The organism is Microbulbifer sp. CAU 1566, assembly GCF_023156515.1.
Taxonomy (GTDB): Bacteria; Pseudomonadota; Gammaproteobacteria; order Pseudomonadales; family Cellvibrionaceae; genus Microbulbifer.
The window spans coordinates 26,057-42,302 of record NZ_JALNMG010000003.1 but is presented as its reverse complement, the minus strand read 5'-3'; the positions used below and the strand labels follow the sequence as shown (position 1 = coordinate 42,302).

General features: G+C 56.6%; 13 protein-coding genes. 8 read left to right on the top strand and 5 right to left on the bottom strand.

The genetic code is table 11. The features are described from left to right. The first annotated feature begins 312 nt into the window (after positions 1-312). The 3 genes from topA (at position 313) to M0G74_RS08580 (ending at position 3,944) form a co-directional block, all read left to right on the top strand. On the top strand, positions 313-3,072 hold the full coding sequence (topA, locus tag M0G74_RS08590; protein ID WP_248216213.1) for a type I DNA topoisomerase: 2,760 nt from the start codon (positions 313-315) through the stop codon (positions 3,070-3,072). A gap of 15 nt (positions 3,073-3,087) precedes the next feature. Next, positions 3,088-3,606: a DUF6586 family protein gene (locus M0G74_RS08585; RefSeq protein WP_248216212.1), complete on the top strand. Its 519-nt coding sequence runs from the start codon at positions 3,088-3,090 to the stop codon at positions 3,604-3,606. 80 nt (positions 3,607-3,686) lie between these two features. Next, a complete protein-coding gene (locus tag M0G74_RS08580) occupies positions 3,687-3,944 on the top strand; it encodes a hypothetical protein (RefSeq protein WP_160153800.1) in 258 nt (85 codons plus the stop codon). Between the two features lie 163 nt (positions 3,945-4,107). Here M0G74_RS08580 and lexA read toward each other — a convergent pair whose 3' ends face one another. Continuing rightward, positions 4,108-4,716 (bottom strand): transcriptional repressor LexA, encoded by a 609-nt coding sequence (lexA, locus tag M0G74_RS08575; RefSeq protein WP_160153799.1) that lies wholly within the window; start codon positions 4,714-4,716, stop codon positions 4,108-4,110. A gap of 181 nt (positions 4,717-4,897) precedes the next feature. Between lexA and M0G74_RS08570 the strand changes: the two genes are divergently transcribed. After that, positions 4,898-5,539, top strand: a complete 642-nt coding sequence (locus M0G74_RS08570; protein ID WP_160153798.1) for a TIGR00730 family Rossman fold protein — start codon at positions 4,898-4,900, stop codon at positions 5,537-5,539. 19 nt (positions 5,540-5,558) lie between these two features. On the opposite strand, the gene M0G74_RS08565 is transcribed toward M0G74_RS08570, so the two are convergent. Further along, on the bottom strand, positions 5,559-5,891 hold the full coding sequence (locus tag M0G74_RS08565; protein ID WP_160153797.1) for a DUF6763 family protein: 333 nt from the start codon (positions 5,889-5,891) through the stop codon (positions 5,559-5,561). A gap of 404 nt (positions 5,892-6,295) precedes the next feature. On the opposite strand from M0G74_RS08565, the gene M0G74_RS08560 reads away from it, so the two are divergent. The 4 genes from M0G74_RS08560 (at position 6,296) to M0G74_RS08545 (ending at position 9,744) form a co-directional block, all read left to right on the top strand. Next, positions 6,296-6,934, top strand: a complete 639-nt coding sequence (locus tag M0G74_RS08560; protein ID WP_160153796.1) for a TetR/AcrR family transcriptional regulator — start codon at positions 6,296-6,298, stop codon at positions 6,932-6,934. 88 nt (positions 6,935-7,022) lie between these two features. Continuing rightward, the gene (gene nagZ, locus M0G74_RS08555) at positions 7,023-8,036 is read left to right on the top strand and encodes a beta-N-acetylhexosaminidase (RefSeq protein WP_248216211.1); all 1,014 of its coding nucleotides are present in this window, start codon (positions 7,023-7,025) and stop codon (positions 8,034-8,036) included. A gap of 51 nt (positions 8,037-8,087) precedes the next feature. Continuing rightward, positions 8,088-9,224 carry a mechanosensitive ion channel family protein gene (locus tag M0G74_RS08550; RefSeq protein WP_248216210.1) on the top strand — a complete coding sequence of 379 codons (1,137 nt, stop codon included), beginning with the start codon at positions 8,088-8,090 and terminating at the stop codon, positions 9,222-9,224. Between the two features lie 304 nt (positions 9,225-9,528). Then, the gene (locus M0G74_RS08545) at positions 9,529-9,744 is read left to right on the top strand and encodes a cold shock domain-containing protein (RefSeq protein WP_160153794.1); all 216 of its coding nucleotides are present in this window, start codon (positions 9,529-9,531) and stop codon (positions 9,742-9,744) included. A gap of 244 nt (positions 9,745-9,988) precedes the next feature. On the opposite strand, the gene M0G74_RS08540 is transcribed toward M0G74_RS08545, so the two are convergent. The 3 genes from M0G74_RS08540 to mfd all read right to left on the bottom strand — a co-directional run bounded on the left by M0G74_RS08540 (position 9,989) and on the right by mfd (position 15,997). Then, positions 9,989-11,224: a DUF819 family protein gene (locus M0G74_RS08540; protein ID WP_248216209.1), complete on the bottom strand. Its 1,236-nt coding sequence runs from the start codon at positions 11,222-11,224 to the stop codon at positions 9,989-9,991. Between the two features lie 125 nt (positions 11,225-11,349). Then, positions 11,350-12,369 carry a CsiV family protein gene (locus M0G74_RS08535; RefSeq protein ID WP_248216208.1) on the bottom strand — a complete coding sequence of 340 codons (1,020 nt, stop codon included), beginning with the start codon at positions 12,367-12,369 and terminating at the stop codon, positions 11,350-11,352. 130 nt (positions 12,370-12,499) lie between these two features. Next, positions 12,500-15,997 (bottom strand): transcription-repair coupling factor, encoded by a 3,498-nt coding sequence (mfd, locus tag M0G74_RS08530; protein ID WP_248216207.1) that lies wholly within the window; start codon positions 15,995-15,997, stop codon positions 12,500-12,502. Between the last annotated feature and the right edge of the window lie 249 nt (positions 15,998-16,246).

The following is a 16,246-nucleotide window of genomic DNA, read 5'->3' as shown; positions in this document are numbered from 1 at the left end:
TCTACTGTTTCTAGCGATCAAGCGGATGCTCGTGCTTCTTTATTAGAGGGGGCGAGCAGGTTGAAGTGAGGGGTGCGTCAAGGGATGGCTGCAGGCAGTTCTTGTAGCTGCTTTTGGTGCACAGCATGTGGTGAACCAACGGTCAAATTACCGGTCACAGGGGTTCACTTCCCAGGCTAATTGGTCACCAAATTGTGACGCTTGCTTGACCACACCGGGGGCGAAGCATATATATTCGCGCAGCGCACTGCCAAAGCCGGCTGCTGCCGAAAGTGCTAATGCAGTAAATTTTTTATTAAAAATCAAAAGCTTATGGGTAAATCACTGGTCATCGTCGAGTCGCCGGCGAAGGCGAAAACGATCAACAAGTATCTCGGAAAGGACTTTGTCGTGAAGTCCAGTATCGGTCATATCCGGGATCTTCCTACTGGCGCCTCCAGCAAACAGCCGGTGGATGCCAAAGAGCGTGCTCGCAGAGCGGCGGAAACCCGCAAGCTGTCTCCGGAAGACAAAGAGATCTACAAGCGCAAGAAAAGCCGCGAGCAGCTGATCAAGCGCATGGGTATCGACCCGGACCACAACTGGGAAGCCCACTACGAGATCCTGCCGGGCAAGGAAAAGGTGGTCGATGAGCTGCGCAAGCTCGCCGCCAATGCCGATCATATCTATCTCGCGACGGACTTGGACCGCGAAGGGGAGGCCATTGCCTGGCACTTGCGCGAATCAATTGGTGGTGATGACAGTCGCTATCGTCGCGTCGTATTTAACGAAATTACCAAATCTGCGATTCAGGAAGCCTTTAAAGACCCGGGCCCACTGGATATTGATCGGGTCAATGCGCAGCAGGCGCGGCGTTTTCTCGATCGTATCGTGGGTTACATGGTTTCCCCGCTGTTGTGGGAGAAGGTCGCGCGCGGCCTTTCCGCTGGCCGCGTGCAGTCGGTCGCGGTGCGTCTTGTAGTTGAGCGCGAGCGTGAGATCCGTGCGTTTATTCCCGAAGAATACTGGACCCTGTTTGCCGACACGCAAACCGCCAAGTCCGACGCCCTGCGCCTGGAAGTGAAAAAACAGGCCGGTGATGCCTTCAAGCCCACTAACGAAGAGCAGGCCATGGCCGCGCTGAAGGCGCTGCAGACCAGCGACTTCACTGTGAGCGCCCGGGATGACAAGCCCACCAGCTCCAAGCCCGGTGCACCATTTATTACCTCAACGCTACAGCAGGCTGCCAGTAACCGCCTGGGCTTTAGCGTGAAGAAAACCATGATGATGGCCCAGCGCTTGTACGAAGCGGGCTACATCACCTATATGCGTACCGACTCCACCAACTTGAGTGCCGAAGCCGTGTCTTCCGTGCGCGAATTTATTGGTGAGAACTACGGCGATAAATACTTGCCGGAAAACCCCAATCGCTATAGCAGCAAAGAGGGTGCCCAAGAAGCGCACGAGGCGATTCGCCCATCCGACGTGCGGGTAAAGCCGAACATGCTGTCCGGCATGGAGCGCGATGCTGAACGTCTGTACACCTTGATCTGGCAGCAGTTTGTGGCCTGTCAGATGACGCCCGCCCAGTTTACTTCCACCTCGGTCGTAGTAACGGCGGGTGACTTTGAGCTGCGTACCCGCGGCCGGGTAATTCGCTTTGACGGCTTCCTGAAAGTGGCGCCGGCGCAGTCCAAAAAAGACGAAGATCTGGTACTGCCCGATATAAAAGTGGGTGAAAAGCTTAACCTCAAAAAGCTGGATCCGAAGCAGCACTTCACCAAGCCGCCTGCGCGTTTCAGTGAAGCGGCGTTGGTTAAAGAGCTGGAAAAGCGCGGCATCGGCCGGCCGTCCACTTACGCATCGATTATTTCCACCATTCAGGATCGCGGCTACGTACGGCTGGAAAACCGTCGTTTCTACGCGGAAAAAATGGGCGATATCGTTACCGACCGCCTGAGTGAAAGCTTCAAAAACCTGATGGATTACGGTTTTACTGCCAGCCTGGAAGAGTCCCTGGATACGGTGGCAGAGGGCAAAAAAGGCTGGAAAGACCTGCTTAACGAGTTCTATTCCGACTTTAGCCAGCGACTGGAAGTGGCGCAGGACAAAGAGGGCGGCATGCGCCGCAACTCGCCGACGGATACGGATATCGAGTGCAGCCAGTGCGGTCGCCATATGCAGATTCGCACCGGCTCCACCGGCGTCTTCCTGGGCTGTTCCGGTTATGCGCTGCCGCCGAAAGAGCGCTGTACCAACACCATGAACCTGGTGTCAGGTGAAGAAGCGGTGGATGCGGACAAGGACGAGGATGCAGAAACTCGCCAGCTGCGCGACAAGCGCCGTTGCGGCAAGTGCGGCACCGCCATGGACAGCTATCTGGTGGATGAACACCGCAAACTGCATATCTGTGGTAACAACCCGGACTGCAATGGTTTTGAGGTGGAGAAGGGCACCTTCAAGATCAAGGGCTATGATGGCCCGCTGATCGAGTGCGACAAATGTGGCAGTGATATGCAGCTGAAGTCTGGCCGATTCGGCAAATACTTTGGCTGTACCAATGAAAGCTGCAAAAACACCCGCAAACTGTTGAAAAGCGGACAACCGGCGCCCCCCAAAATGGACCCGGTGCCCATGCCAGAGCTCGCCTGCGAAAAAGTCGACGACACCTACATCCTACGGGATGGCGCTTCCGGCCTGTTCCTGGCGGCAAGCCAGTTCCCGAAAAACCGGGAGACACGTGCGCCTCTGGTGAAGGAGTTGCTGCCCCACAAAGATGAGATAGATCCCAAGTACAGCTTCCTGTTTTCTGCTCCCACGGAAGACAACGAGGGGCGGGATACGGTGGTCCGTTTCAGTCGCAAGACCCAGGAACAGTATGTTCAGAGTGAGGAAGAGGGCAAAGCGACGGGCTGGAAGGCCTTCTACAACAACGGGAAATGGGAAGTAGAAGCCCCAGCGAAGAAGGCTGCTGCAAAGAAAGCTCCCGCGAAAAAGGCGGCTGCGAAAAAGGCACCGGCCAAGAAAGCTGCGGCTAAAAAGGCGCCTGCCAAAAAAGCGGCTGCCAAGAAAGCCCCTAAAGAAAGTTCCTAAAGGGTAGGTCTGTACTTGAGCAACCCCTATACCGGCACAGTGGCCTCGGCCCTCCGCAAATGCCAGATTCTGCTCCAGTCGCTGGATGAGCGGGGCAGTACCGAAAACCCCCTCCTGCAAGCCGCTTTGCAGGAAGGGGCGTTATTGCAACTGTGGCGGGCATATCGTGCATTTCTCGGCGAGCAGTCCCACCAGTTGGGTCTGGGCACTGGTGTGGTGCCAGAATCCGCAGCGGCGCTACAGAGCCTGCTGACGGCCCGGGGCAAATTCAGTGCGGACGTCGGCGAGCTGGTGAGCCTGGCGGAAAACCCGGATAGCTGGTTCTACCCGATGGCAGTTGCTTGGATTGGGCTCTGGAAGCTTCCGACTAGCGCCGGGCAGGGGCCTGACGGAGGGGCGGGCGTACAGACACTGATTCCGGTGCGGCAACTGGAAGATATGCCGGTTGCGGTGGACCCCGAGTGTCTCAATCGCTGGCTGCGGGGGCTTACCGAGCTGGTGCAGCGGCAGCGGGTACAAGGCGAAGAGTGGTAGCGCCTTCAGTGGGCGCCGCAGATTAATCACTTCCCCCTGTGTTACAATGGCGGAAAATCATGCTGTAACTGGAGAAGTGAATGTCTTCTGAGACCTACGAAATCATCGAGTTGTCCAATGGTGATGTGGCGCTGCGACGCGCTGGTCACAAGGGAGACCCGCTGGTGCGTATTCATTTCTCAGCGGAGAGCCTCGAGTTTTTGCGTGAGCACAAGATTGCCATTGCCCGCGCCATGCTGGAGGCGGGAATTGAGGCGGTGCAGGATGTGAATGAGCTGGAAGCAGAGCCGGAATCCTTCGAGGAAGACGTGGATGTGACCGAGCACACGGTACACTGAACTTGCTTAAACCTACCCCGCAGTGTCGGTGATTTCGGCCGCTGTAACGGGTTGTAACGGAAAGATACGGGGCGAATCGTGTATCAAACGCCGTGAAAGACGCATAAAAAAACAGGGCTTGAGGCCCTGTTTTTTTATGTCTGGAAGATGGTGAATGCGCGCCTTAAAAGGGATTCTGGCGAATCACACCAACCGCCAGGCCTTCAATGGCGAAATTCTTGTCACGCATATCCACCTGAATAACATCAAAGTCATCATTCTCCGGCAGCAGCTGGATGGTTGCCTGGTTGCCGCGTCGCTTGAATCGCTTCACGGTCACTTCATCCTCAATCCGTGCCACTACTATCTGGCCATTGCGGATGTTGTCCGTGCGTTGTACGGCCAGCAGGTCGCCATCAAAAATACCGGCATTCTTCATGCTCATGCCGTGTACCCGCAGCAGATAGTCTGCCGGTGGGTGGAAAAACTCCGCCGGGATCTCGCAATATTCTTCAATATTTTCTTCCGCCAGTACCGGATTACCTGCCGCGACCCGGCCAACAATGGGCAAGCCGCTCTGGTGGTCTGGAATCCGGATACCGCGTGAGGCGCCGGCGACCATTTCAATTGCGCCTTTACGCGCCAGTGCTTTGAGGTGTTCCTCTGCCGCATTCGGAGAGCGGAAACCGAGCTCCTGGGCAATCTCAGCTCTGGTGGGTGGGTATCCGGTATCGTCCAGATACGTTTTGATCAGTTCCAGTACCTGAGCCTGGCGAGCGGTAAGGTTTGTCATGCGCACTTTCCTGTTGTCTGTATTTTTATACAGTTGCTGGGATTATATACAGATTTCTCTTGCACGCAATCTTCCGGGGGACTGTGTGGGCTAGCTGCTAGACTTGGGGTACCTGTCGGCTTTCAGGTTGTATGGGCATCCAGTTCCCCAAAAGGGGAGTCGGGCAATAAGGAGAAGGCATATGCTGGACGCAAAAATGCCAGAAGCGTGGCGCGTGCTGCGAATTCAATCGGAACTCGTCGATGGTATCGAGCGCCTGATTACATTGAAGGGCGCGGTGACGGTTTTCGGCAGTGCAAGATTCCGTGAAGATGCGGTGGAATATCAGGAAGGTGTGCGCCTGGGCGAGTTACTTGCCAGTGAAGGAGTGCCGGTTATTACCGGCGGCGGCCCCGGGATTATGGAGGCCTGCAATCGCGGCGCATTTACCCAGGCTGGTGCCTCAATCGGCCTGAATATTGAATTGCCATTTGAGCAGACGCCGAATCCCTATCTCGATATCAGCCTGCACTTTCGCTATTTCTTTGTGCGGAAGTTCATGTTCGTGAAGCATGCCGTTGGCTTTATCGCCATGCCCGGTGGGTACGGAACCCTAGATGAACTTTTCGAGGCGCTGACGCTGGTACAAACGCAAAAAGTCCGGCGTTTTCCTATTGTTCTGGTAGGGAAGCGCTACTGGGCGGGATTAATCGACTGGTTGATGGAAACGGTGTTGGACCGGGAATGCATCGATGCCGGTGATTTGAACCTGTTCAAATTGGTTGACACGGTCGAGGAGGCGGCAGAGATCATCGTGGAATATATTCGCGAGCGCGATATTTGATGGGATCTCTACCCCTCAGTTAAATACTTTCATCGGTCCCGGGAAAAGACTCGCCTTCCAGTTTGTCGATGGCACTTTGTGCGGGCGAAAATAAGGGACTTTTGAATCCGGCATCCTCATCATCCTGCATTTCGCGCGCGAGGCTTCCATATCCGGCGTTGGCATCTTCCGGAGGTGCTGCACCAATCACGGGTAGTCGCGGCCAGCTGAGAAAGTCAATCTCATCCAGTGCGCCGTCGATGTATTGAACTTCAATGGTGCGAGAGGGGTGATCTACTGCCACCACTTCAAACAATTCACCAGATTGGAAGTTTTCGAACCAGCTGCCAATTTCCGGAGCAATTCTGGCCATGGCGCGGCCCTCCTGTCGTTATCAATCGTTAGGGGCCCTTTGTTGCCGCGCTACTATGAAATCCCGTCCCCATCGCCATCGCCATCGTCACCACCACGGCGGCCGGTTCAGGAATCAATAGCGGCTGTTACAGCAAATCCCGCGCCTCTTTCGAAGTTCCGTTTCGAGCAATTTCCTCAGTCTTTAAATTCAATCTAGTGTCGGTGCCGGCGGCTTGGTATCCGGGAGGTCGCGATTTCGGGATTCCCTGGATGTTTTGTGATCGCCAGGGCAAATTTCGGTGGATACAAGCGCGCGGCTGGCTAAACCGCTTTTGGGGCAGGGGAGACGGATGTTCCAATTGGTGCCGACTATGCTAGTCTCAGGCCCTTAAACAAACGTTTTAATTGTTGGTTTGAATTGGTATGAGTCAGCTGGAAACCGTCAAGCGAATCCTGGATGCCGCCGAGGTACTATTTGCCGAGCGCGGCTTTACTGAAACCTCGCTGCGCACTATCACCAGCACCGCCGGGGTGAATCTGGCCGCGGTAAACTACCATTTTGGTTCGAAAAAAGAGTTAATCCAGGCCGTATTTGAGCGTTTCCTTACGCCTTTTACGGAGCATCTGGATCGGGAGTTGAGCCGTCGAGAGCTTCAGGACGAGTGCTTACAGGTGGATGACCTCCTGCAGAGCCTGTATCGGGTCGCACTGGCCGGTCTCGCAAGAGAGGGGCGCGATCCCAAGCGCTTCATGCGTTTACTGGGGCTGGCTTATACCCAGTCCCAGGGCCACCTGCGGCGGTTTATCGTTTCGCGCTATGGATCCAGCTACCGGCGGTTTGCGGGCCAGCTTGCCAATGCCTTACCCCAGGTCGACCCGGTGACCTTCTACTGGCGCCTTTATTTCATGCTGGGCGCCACCATATTTTCTCTGTCGAGCTTCGACGCCATTGAAGCTATCCTTCGGGAGGATTTCGGTGCAGAGAGCAGTCTGGAAGAAACCCTTGCCCGGCTGGCGCCCGCCGCTTCTGCCATGTTGACTGCGCCCGAGCCGAAGGAATAGCCGCGCACCGCCTGACGCGTAGAAATTATTCCTGGCGCGTACAAATTAATCCTGGCGCGTGCAAATTAATCAAAGGAGCAGGAAGACCATGTCTGTTCAGATCGGTCCGGTAATGATTGATGTCGAAGGTACCGAACTTACCCCAGAGGATCGGGATTTATTGCGGCATCCGCAGGTGGGTGGCCTGATATTTTTTGCACGTAATTACCGCGATCGGCCGCAGCTGGAAGCGCTGATCGCCGATATTCGCCGTGTTCGCCCGGAAATTCTACTCGCGGTCGACCAGGAGGGCGGGCGAGTGCAGCGCTTTCGCGACAATTTCACCCGAATACCTTCGATGCAGGCGCTGGCAGCCCACGCGGATACCACCCAGCTGAAAGATGTTGGCTGGTTGCTGGCCGCCGAGCTGCTGGCTGTGGGTGTGGATTTCAGTTTTGCCCCGGTGCTGGATGCGGATGACGATTTTTGTCGAATCGTCGGCGATCGCAGTTTCGCCAAAGATCCACTGTTGTTGGCAGAAAAGGCGCGGCCGTTTATGGCGGGGATGCACGAGGCGGGCATGGCAACGACCGGGAAGCATTTTCCCGGCCACGGCCAGGTGCTCGAAGACAGCCATGAAGAATTGCCCGTAGACCAGCGCCCGCTGGAATCTGTATTGGCTTCCGATTGCAAACCATTCGAAGAGTGCATGCTCGCCGGTGAGCTGGATGCCGTAATGCCGGCACATATCCATTTTGCCAATGTGGATGAGAATCCCGTGGGCTTCTCGCGCTTCTGGTTGCAGGAGGTATTGCGCAAGCGCTTTGGATTTGACGGTGTGATTTTCAGTGATGACCTGACCATGGAGGGCGCGGGTGCGGCAGGGGGCTATGCCGAGCGTATTCGCGCTGCCATGTATGCGGGCTGCGATATGGGGGTTGTCTGTAACAATCGCGAGGGAGCGATCGAAGTACTGGCGGCGCTTGAGGGCTATACGCCTGCCCCGGCCTCCAGTGCGCGCCTGGAGCGGATGCGCGGCCAACCGCAGATACGCAGTTGGGAAGCGCTGGAACAGTCTCCCCGCTGGCATTCAACCCGGGAATGGCTGGCATCCTGGATGTAAATGCGCACAATAACGCCACCGATCATTAGAAAGCAGTGAATGGAGTAATTTGTGGAGTCAGCCAAAGCGTTTTTGCGCTCTCTCGTCGGGGATGACCGTTTCTGGATTGCCGAAGTGTTTATCGTTGTACTGATTACCGCGATGGCGTCCTGGGTATTGAGCCTGTTCGTGAATCGTTTGCGCGAACGCGCCGCGCGCACCGTCAATCCCTGGGATGATGCACTGGTCAATTCCATCAACCCACCAGCGTCGATTCTGATCTGGTTGCTTGGATTATCGCTCGCCGCTGCACGCGCGGGAGCGTCCACGGATGCAGAGGTGTTGACCTGGCTGGCTGGAAAGCCCAGGGCTATCGGCTTTGTGGTAGTGATAACCTGGTTTGCGCTGCGCTTTGCCAAAGAGGTTGAGCTGAACCTTGCCGATCCACGATTTGTACGCAAACCCATTGATACAACCACCGTACGTGCCATTGGCAAGCTGATTCGCGCCTCCATCATGATTACCGCCGCGATGGTCATTATGCAGCGTCTCGGTTACAGCGTGAGTGGCGTGCTGGCCATGGGGGGCATCGGGGGATTGGCGATCGGTTTTGCCGCCAAGGACTTGCTGGCGAATTTTTTTGGTGGCTTGATGATTTATCTCGATCGCCCTTTCAAGGTGGGAGATTGGGTGCGTTCGCCAGACCGGGAAATTGAGGGGACCGTAGAGGATATCGGTTGGCGGTTGACGCGAATCCGTACCTTCGACAAACGCCCGCTCTATATTCCCAATGGCGTGTTTACCCAGATCTCGGTAGAAAACCCCTCGCGCATGCTGAACCGCCGCATCTACGAAACCATTGGCATTCGCTACGACGACGCCCTGTTGATGGCGCCAATCGTGGATGATGTTCGGGCGATGCTTCAGCAGCACCCGGAGATTGATACTAACCAGACGTTGATCGTGAACTTCAATTCTTTCGCGCCGTCCTCTCTGGATTTCTTTATCTACACCTTCACCAAAACGACGGACTGGATCCGCTACCACGAGATCAAGCAGGATGTACTGTTGAAGATTCTGCAGATCGTTGAGGATCGCGGCGCCTCTTGTGCCTTCCCGACATCCACTCTGCATATTGCGGACTTGCCGGAACTTGCGTTGGCCAACGATAGCCGAATGACACTTGGTGCTGGAGTGACAGCTAAGTGACTTGCTGCGCGAGAGCATGATATGTCAAAGCTTTCGGTGATTTTCGGCCAAATTTGGTGAATTGTTGCGCATTGTTACCGAGAAGTAACATTAATTTCACGTGGAAACCTAGACACTGGCGCAGATTTATCTAAGAATCAGTAACGACTTTCTCCGGTTGCAATGGGGAAGTACTTCGAGGTAACGGCTGCAGTGATCGTTTGACCGCAAGTTACGCAGATACGACACTCCGGCCGCTGCAAATGGGGTAGGCGTTCTGCCCGCAACCGAGGCAGACGCAATAACAATAAATGAGGTTGGCTTAATGAGTGATCGCGTTACGGGTACCGTGAAGTGGTTTAACAATGCCCGGGGTTATGGATTTATCACCTGCTCAGAGGGTGCTGAAGATATTTTTGTTCACTACCGCAGCATTCGCGGTGATGGTTACAAAACCCTCAACGAGGGACAGTCCGTAGAGTTCGAAATGCAGCAGGGTGATAAAGGCCTGTTGGCGGAAGACGTCGTTCCCTGCGAATAAGCTGATCGTCGTAAGACCTGTAAGCCTGTTAGTGAGACACGCGCTCAAACTTCAATAAATTTTGCCCGGCAAAATGGTCAAAATGGTTTGGGCGGTTGTGCGTTAACCAGCGCTTTAAATTGCTGACCTTTTTACAAGGGTCATGAAAAAGCCCGCACCTTCCGGTAAGAGTCCGAAAGGTGCGGGCTTTTTTGTTGCTGGTCATTCCGGGGGCGTCACAGTGAGAGACTGCCCCCGGCACGAATCAGCCGGCACCCACCACGCGCAACAGTTGTCCGCAGAACCAGGCGGCGTAGGTGCCGAGGGCGTAGCCCATAACCGCCAGTAAAACCCCAACCGGTGCAAGGGAAGGGTGGAAGGCCGCGGCGACCACCGGTGCGGAAGCCGCACCGCCGACGTTGGCCTGACTGCCTACCGCCATAAAGAATGTGGGTGCCTTGATCAGTTTCGCAACCAGCAGCATCAGCCCGGCGTGGATCGCCATCCAGATCAATCCCAGCACAAACAGTTCCGGGCTTTCTTTGAGTGCGGTAATGTCCATGTGGGTGCCGATGGTGGCGACAAGAAAGTAGATAAAGATGGAGCCCACTTTGGAGGCTCCGGCTCCCTCCAGCTTTTTCGCCGGGGAAAATGCCATGGCGATACCGAGGGTAGTGGCAATGATGATCAGCCAGAAGAATTGGCTGGTGAAGCTGAAGCGGGCCAGTTGCGGGGCGTTGGCCTGGAACCAGGGTGCCAGGAAGTCGGCACAGGCGTGGGCGATGCCGGTAATGCCGAAGCCGACGGCGGCAATCAGCATTAGGTCCTGCAGGCTCGGAATGCGCGCATGTTTGCGCTGCATGTGCTCGACCCGCTCCCGCAATGTATCAATGGCACTGGTGTCCGCGCCACGGCGGGCATCCATTTCCTTCGCATTGCCGGCCATGATCAGCAGAACCGCCATCCACAGATTGGCGATGATCACATCTACCGCCACCATGGCGGAAAACACCTGGCCGCCCACGTCGAAAATCTCCTTCATCGCCGCCTGATTGGCACCGCCGCCAATCCAGCTGCCAGCCACGGTTGTCATGCCGCGCCAGATCGCATCCGGTCCGTTGCCGTTCAGCATGTCGGGGTTAATGGCTGACATGATCAGTAACGCCAGCGGGCCGCCAATCACAATGCCAAGCGTGCCGGTCAAAAACAGGATCAGGGCTTTGGGGCCGAGGTTGACGATGCCCTTGAGGTCGATGCTCAGTGTCAGCAGCACTAGGCTGGCGGGCAGCAGGTAGCGGGAGGCGACGAAGTAGAGGTTTGAGTTGTGGGCGTCGATGATATGGAAGGTGGTGAGCAACGACGGCAGGAAATAGCAAAGGAGCAGGGCAGGGACAAAACGGTAAAAACGCTTCCAAAAGCGCTGTTCGCTGCTGGCAGTGTAGAAAACAAAGCCGAGTATGGCCGCGAGCATGCCGAGAATAATGGCGTCGTTAGTGATCATATAGCGAGTTGGCCTGATTTTTATGATTTGCCACAAGGTTAACCGAGTTTTACCCCTAACGGAAAACGGCCCGTGATGGGCCGTGTTCGTAGGGTTTTTATTCGGGGTTCTATTCGGGTTTTGCGTTAATTGAGATCCAGTGGTTCTTCGTCCTGCGGCAGGTCATCGCTGGAGGGTTCCTGCTGCTGCGCAACCGTCCGCACTTCGATCAAAACGCCCAACTTGGGGTGATCGATATAATGCAGTTCGCCGCTGCGCAGGCGTCGCTCTTCCTGCAGTACTGCTACCCGTGCGGCCAGCTTTTCACTGGGGGCACTTTCAGCAGCGTCCATGGAGCCGTCCATAGGATTGTCTGAAAAACGATTGCCGCTGCGGAATACCGCTGCGTCTGTGCCGTTGGCGTAACCGTCAGTGGCGCTCGCAGTGCCATAGCCAGTCCTTTCCGAAACTGACTGGGGTGCCGGTTGAGTGCTTCCCAGGCTCAGGGGTTCTTCGCCGGCCAGGGACGAATTCACGCTGATGGCGGCTCTCGGACGAGTTGGAACCCGAATGCCTTGTGTCGCTGCCGCTGTGGCGGCCTGCTGGTAACCGAACCCGGAATTATCCGCCGTTGGCATTTCAGCAGATTGTGGCAGCCATTCGCTCAGCCACAGGTCGGTGCTGAGGTGCAGGTAGCGGGACACACTGAGGGTCACACTGCCTTCCAGTTCATGGTGGTTATCACTGGGTGCGCCGCCACTGATCAGTACGGCGGGGGCGTTGCGCTCTTGCTGCAGCACCTGTCTCCAGGTTTTGTGGAAGAGCACCCGGTAGCCTGCACTGCGCTTCAGTGCCGCGACTTTGTTGTCTAACTGGTTGGGCGCTGGCAACAACTGTGGCGCCATCGGGTTGGAGCGTGAAGGGGTATCGAAATCCACCCAGCGATCGTCGTAAGCGAGATGGGGCGCGCTCGGCCAGTTTTCGCGGGACTGGTTCATGCCGTTGTCCCGTGCAAATACCACCATCTCAATCTCGAATTGAGTGCCGGCATAGCTGGCGGCTTCTGCGCCAGCGGTAGCCAGGGTCAGTAACAGGAGCCCCGCCAGTTGCTTGAGTCCCCGCTGTTGGATTTTTTGTGTGACCTTGATTGCTGAATTGGTCATCATTTCGATACCACTGTTGTCGTTGTTGTTCGCCGCACCCGTTCGAGGTGTGGGAGGGTGGCGGCTAATTCACCAGTTTGGAATTCGTCCATCTTATCACCGATTGGCGCCCCAGTTCCGCAACCAGCTGCCCCTATTGAGACAGCTGTTGCAGAACTTCGGTCACCTGCTGCAGGCGCTGTTCCGGGCCGCCTTCATCCAGGCTGAAGTTCAACTGGTTGGCGCCCTGCAGCTGGAAGCTGGTGGGGCGGGTCTGTACCAGTTTGACCAGTGTCAGCGGGTCAACCTTGGCATTGTCGGCAAACTCGATGCGACCACGGCTGGCGGAAGCCTCCAGCTTGCGGATGCCCATCTGGTTGGCGTTGAGCTTGATTTCGGTGATTCGGAACAGGTGTTTCAGCGGCTCCGGCAGCAGGCCAAAGCGGTCGATCATTTCTACCTGCAGCTCCTTGAGTGCGTCCTTGTCTTCGGCATTGGCGATGCGCTTGTACATGATCAGGCGGCTGTGCACATCCGGCAGATAGTCGTCCGGGATCAGGGCGGGCACTCGCAGATTGACATCCACTGCTGGCGATTCCAGAGGCTCGTCGATATTGGGCGTGCGTCCCTCGCGGATGGCTTTGACGGCGTGGTCGAGCATTTCCATATACAGATTGAAGCCGACGCTCTGAATTTGCCCGCTCTGCTCTTCGCCCAGCAGTTCGCCGGCGCCGCGAATTTCCAGGTCGTGGGTTGCGAGGGTGAAGCCGGCACCCAGGTCCTGCGCCTCACTGATGGCCTCCAGGCGTTTGACCGCATCATTGGTCATTGCCCGCTTGTTCGGCGTCAGCAGGTAGGCATAAGCCTGGTGGTGGGAGCGGCCAACGCGTCCACGCAGCTGGTGCAGCTGGGCGAGACCGAATTTGTCGGCGCGTTCAATCAAAATAGTATTGGCGGTGGGGATGTCGATACCGGTTTCGATAATGGTGGTGCACACCAGCACATTGAAGCGCTTGTGGTAGAAGTCGCTCATTACCTGTTCCAGCTCGCGCTCGCGCATCTGGCCGTGGCCGATGCCGATGCGTGCTTCCGGCACCAGTTCCTGTAGCTCGCGCGCGACACGTTCGATGCTTTTGACTTCATTGTGCAGGAAGTACACCTGACCACCGCGCAGTATCTCCCGCAGTATTGCCTCTTTGATCAGGGGTTCATCGCGTTCGCGCACAAAGGTTTTTACCGACAGACGGCGCGCCGGTGGCGTGGCGATCACGGAGAGATCGCGAATACCGGCCATAGCCATGTTCAGGGTGCGCGGAATGGGCGTGGCTGTGAGGTTCAGGATGTCGACCTCCGAGCGTAGGCTCTTCAGCTTTTCTTTCTGGCGAACCCCGAAACGGTGCTCCTCATCGATGATCAGCAGGCCGAGGTTTTTGAACGTGAGGTCGCTCTGCAGCAGCTTGTGGGTGCCCACGAGAATATCCACTTTACCGTCCGCGATACGCTCCTTGATGGCATCGACTTCCTTGCTGCTGCGGAAACGGGAGATGACTTCAACCGTGAGCGGCCAATCGGCAAAGCGATCCTGCAGTGACTGGTAGTGCTGCTGGGCGAGCAGGGTGGTGGGCACCAGCATGGCCACCTGCTTGCCTGCATGGGCAGCGACGAACGCTGCACGCATCGCGACTTCGGTTTTGCCGAAGCCCACATCGCCGCACACCAGGCGGTCCATGGGCTTTTTCGACAGCATATCGCCAACAACCGCTTCAATCGCCAGCTGCTGATCTGGGGTTTCTTCAAAGGGGAATCCGCTGGCGAATTCACGGTAGGCCATGCCCGGGTCGGCAAAGGCGTGGCCCACGCGGGCTTCCCGGCGCGCGTAAATGTCCAGCAATTCGGCAGCGGCATCACGGACTTTTTCCGCCGCTTTGCGTTTGGCCTTTTGCCACTGTTCACTGCCGAGTTTGTGCAGCGGCGCCAGTTCTTCATCGGCGCCAGAGTAGCGGCTGATCAGGTGCAGGCTGGCAACCGGCACATACAGTTTGGCGCCGTCGCCGTATTCCAGGGTAAGGAATTCCGCTTGCTGGCCATCGATCTCCAGGCTTTGCAAACCTTTGTAGCGGCCCACCCCGTGGTCGATGTGTACCACCGGTGCGCCGATGCGCAGTTCCGCCAGGTTTTTAACTGCGTTGTCGGCATCTTCCTTGGCTTTGCGGCGTCGCCGTTGTTGCAGCACCCGGTCGCCGAACAGTTGTGGTTCGGCGATCAGGTTGAGTTGTGGCTCGTCGAGCAGCAGTCCCTGATCGATAGGGGCCACCGTAATACCGTAGCGCTCATCGCTGGCAAGGAAGCTTTGCCAGTTGTCGAAGGTTTTTGGCTTCAGGCGGATACCGCTCAGCAGTTCAAGCAAGGCTTCCCGGCGACCGCCACTTTCTGCGCAGAACAGAACCCGCCCTTGGTATTCCATCAAATAGGCTTCGAGCTTCTGCAGCGGCTGGTCGGAATGGCCATTTACCGGCAGGCTCGGCGGTGCCTTGCAGGCAAAGTTGTAATTGCCTTCCGCTTCCGGAAGCGTCTCCGTAGAAAAGAAGGCGCGTGCCTGGGATTTCAGGGCCGCGTAAAACTCATCGATATCCAGCAGTACCTTTCGGGGCTCAAGTATCGGGCGGGTGAGATCACCGCGGCGGCTCTGGTAGCGGTTTTCCGCTTCGCGCCAGAAAGATTCAACCGGCTGTTTGATGTCGCCCTGAATGAAGAGGTTGCTGTTGGCTGGCAAGTAATCGAACAGGCTCGCGCACTGGTCGAAAAACAGTGGCAAATAATATTCGATGCCCGCCGGCGCGATTCCGGCGCTGATGTCCTGATAGATGGAGACTGGGCCCGGGTCGCAATCAAAATGCTCGTGCCAGCGCTCAAGGAACTTGGCCAGAGCTGGCTTGTGCATGGGGAATTCCCGTGCGGGCAGCAGGTGGATCTCTTCAACGCGGTCAATGGTGCGCTGATCTTCCGGGTCGAAGGTGCGCAGGGACTCGATCTCATCATCGAACAGGTCGATGCGGTAGGGCAGGGTGCTGCCCATAGGGTAGATATCCATCAGTGCGCCGCGCACGGCAAATTCGCCGTGCTCATACACGGTATCGACGCAGTGGTAGCCCGCCTGTTCCAGCAGGCGGCGCTGGGCGTTGAGGTCAAACTTCTGCCCTTCACTCAATATCAGGGCATTGCCAGCCACATAGTCTTTGGGGGCCAGGCGGTGCAGCAGTGTGCTGACCGGGGCGATAACCACACCGCTCCCCATTTGCGGCAGCCGATACAGGGTGGCCAAGCGGTCAGAGATGATGTCCTGATGTGGCGAGAAGGTGTCGTAGGGCAGAATTTCCCAGTCTGGAAACTGGATGATTTCCAGTGCTTCCTCGTCGTCGTTGTAGAGATCTTCCGGCCCCCCATCTCGACGCGGCTTGTTAAAAAATTTCAGCTGCACCTCAAGTTGGTGCGCTTCCTGGCTGTTGCGTGCAATCAGCAGGGTGGGGGCAGGGCTCGCTTTGGCGGCGCTCAGGATTGCCAGGGCGGCGCTGGCGCCGTGCAGTTGGCCCCAGAATTGCCGGTCATTCTTTGTCCGAAAAGCGGGGGGGGATAAAGGGGGGAACTGACTCATGTTTCCTTATAATTCCGTGCTTTCTGACCGCTGACGGCCGGGGAGGGCGCTATTGTAGCGGTGAACTGCTGCGGCTGCAGGTTTGGTGCTTTTCACGGCCTTGACCGCCTGCACAAATTACCCGGGAACGACGGTTACCAGCGGCAAAATTTAACGCTGAAAAAATGTAGTTTAACTACAGTTTTTAGGCCATATTTTGCTCGGTTGCGCACCCCATATCGAATCCACATAATGCGCCAGCCGTCGGCC

Coding starts and splice junctions, on each gene's coding strand:
- topA (WP_248216213.1), top strand. CDS start 313: ATGGGTAAATCACTGGTCATCGTCGAGTCGCCGGCGAAGGCGAAAACG.
- M0G74_RS08570 (WP_160153798.1), top strand. CDS start 4,898: ATGCTGGACGCAAAAATGCCAGAAGCGTGGCGCGTGCTGCGAATTCAA.
- M0G74_RS08560 (WP_160153796.1), top strand. CDS start 6,296: ATGAGTCAGCTGGAAACCGTCAAGCGAATCCTGGATGCCGCCGAGGTA.
- M0G74_RS08565 (WP_160153797.1), bottom strand. CDS start 5,891: ATGGCCAGAATTGCTCCGGAAATTGGCAGCTGGTTCGAAAACTTCCAA.
- lexA (WP_160153799.1), bottom strand. CDS start 4,716: ATGACAAACCTTACCGCTCGCCAGGCTCAGGTACTGGAACTGATCAAA.
- nagZ (WP_248216211.1), top strand. CDS start 7,023: ATGTCTGTTCAGATCGGTCCGGTAATGATTGATGTCGAAGGTACCGAA.
- M0G74_RS08545 (WP_160153794.1), top strand. CDS start 9,529: ATGAGTGATCGCGTTACGGGTACCGTGAAGTGGTTTAACAATGCCCGG.
- mfd (WP_248216207.1), bottom strand. CDS start 15,997: ATGAGTCAGTTCCCCCCTTTATCCCCCCCCGCTTTTCGGACAAAGAAT.
- M0G74_RS08535 (WP_248216208.1), bottom strand. CDS start 12,369: ATGATGACCAATTCAGCAATCAAGGTCACACAAAAAATCCAACAGCGG.
- M0G74_RS08540 (WP_248216209.1), bottom strand. CDS start 11,224: ATGATCACTAACGACGCCATTATTCTCGGCATGCTCGCGGCCATACTC.
- M0G74_RS08580 (WP_160153800.1), top strand. CDS start 3,687: ATGTCTTCTGAGACCTACGAAATCATCGAGTTGTCCAATGGTGATGTG.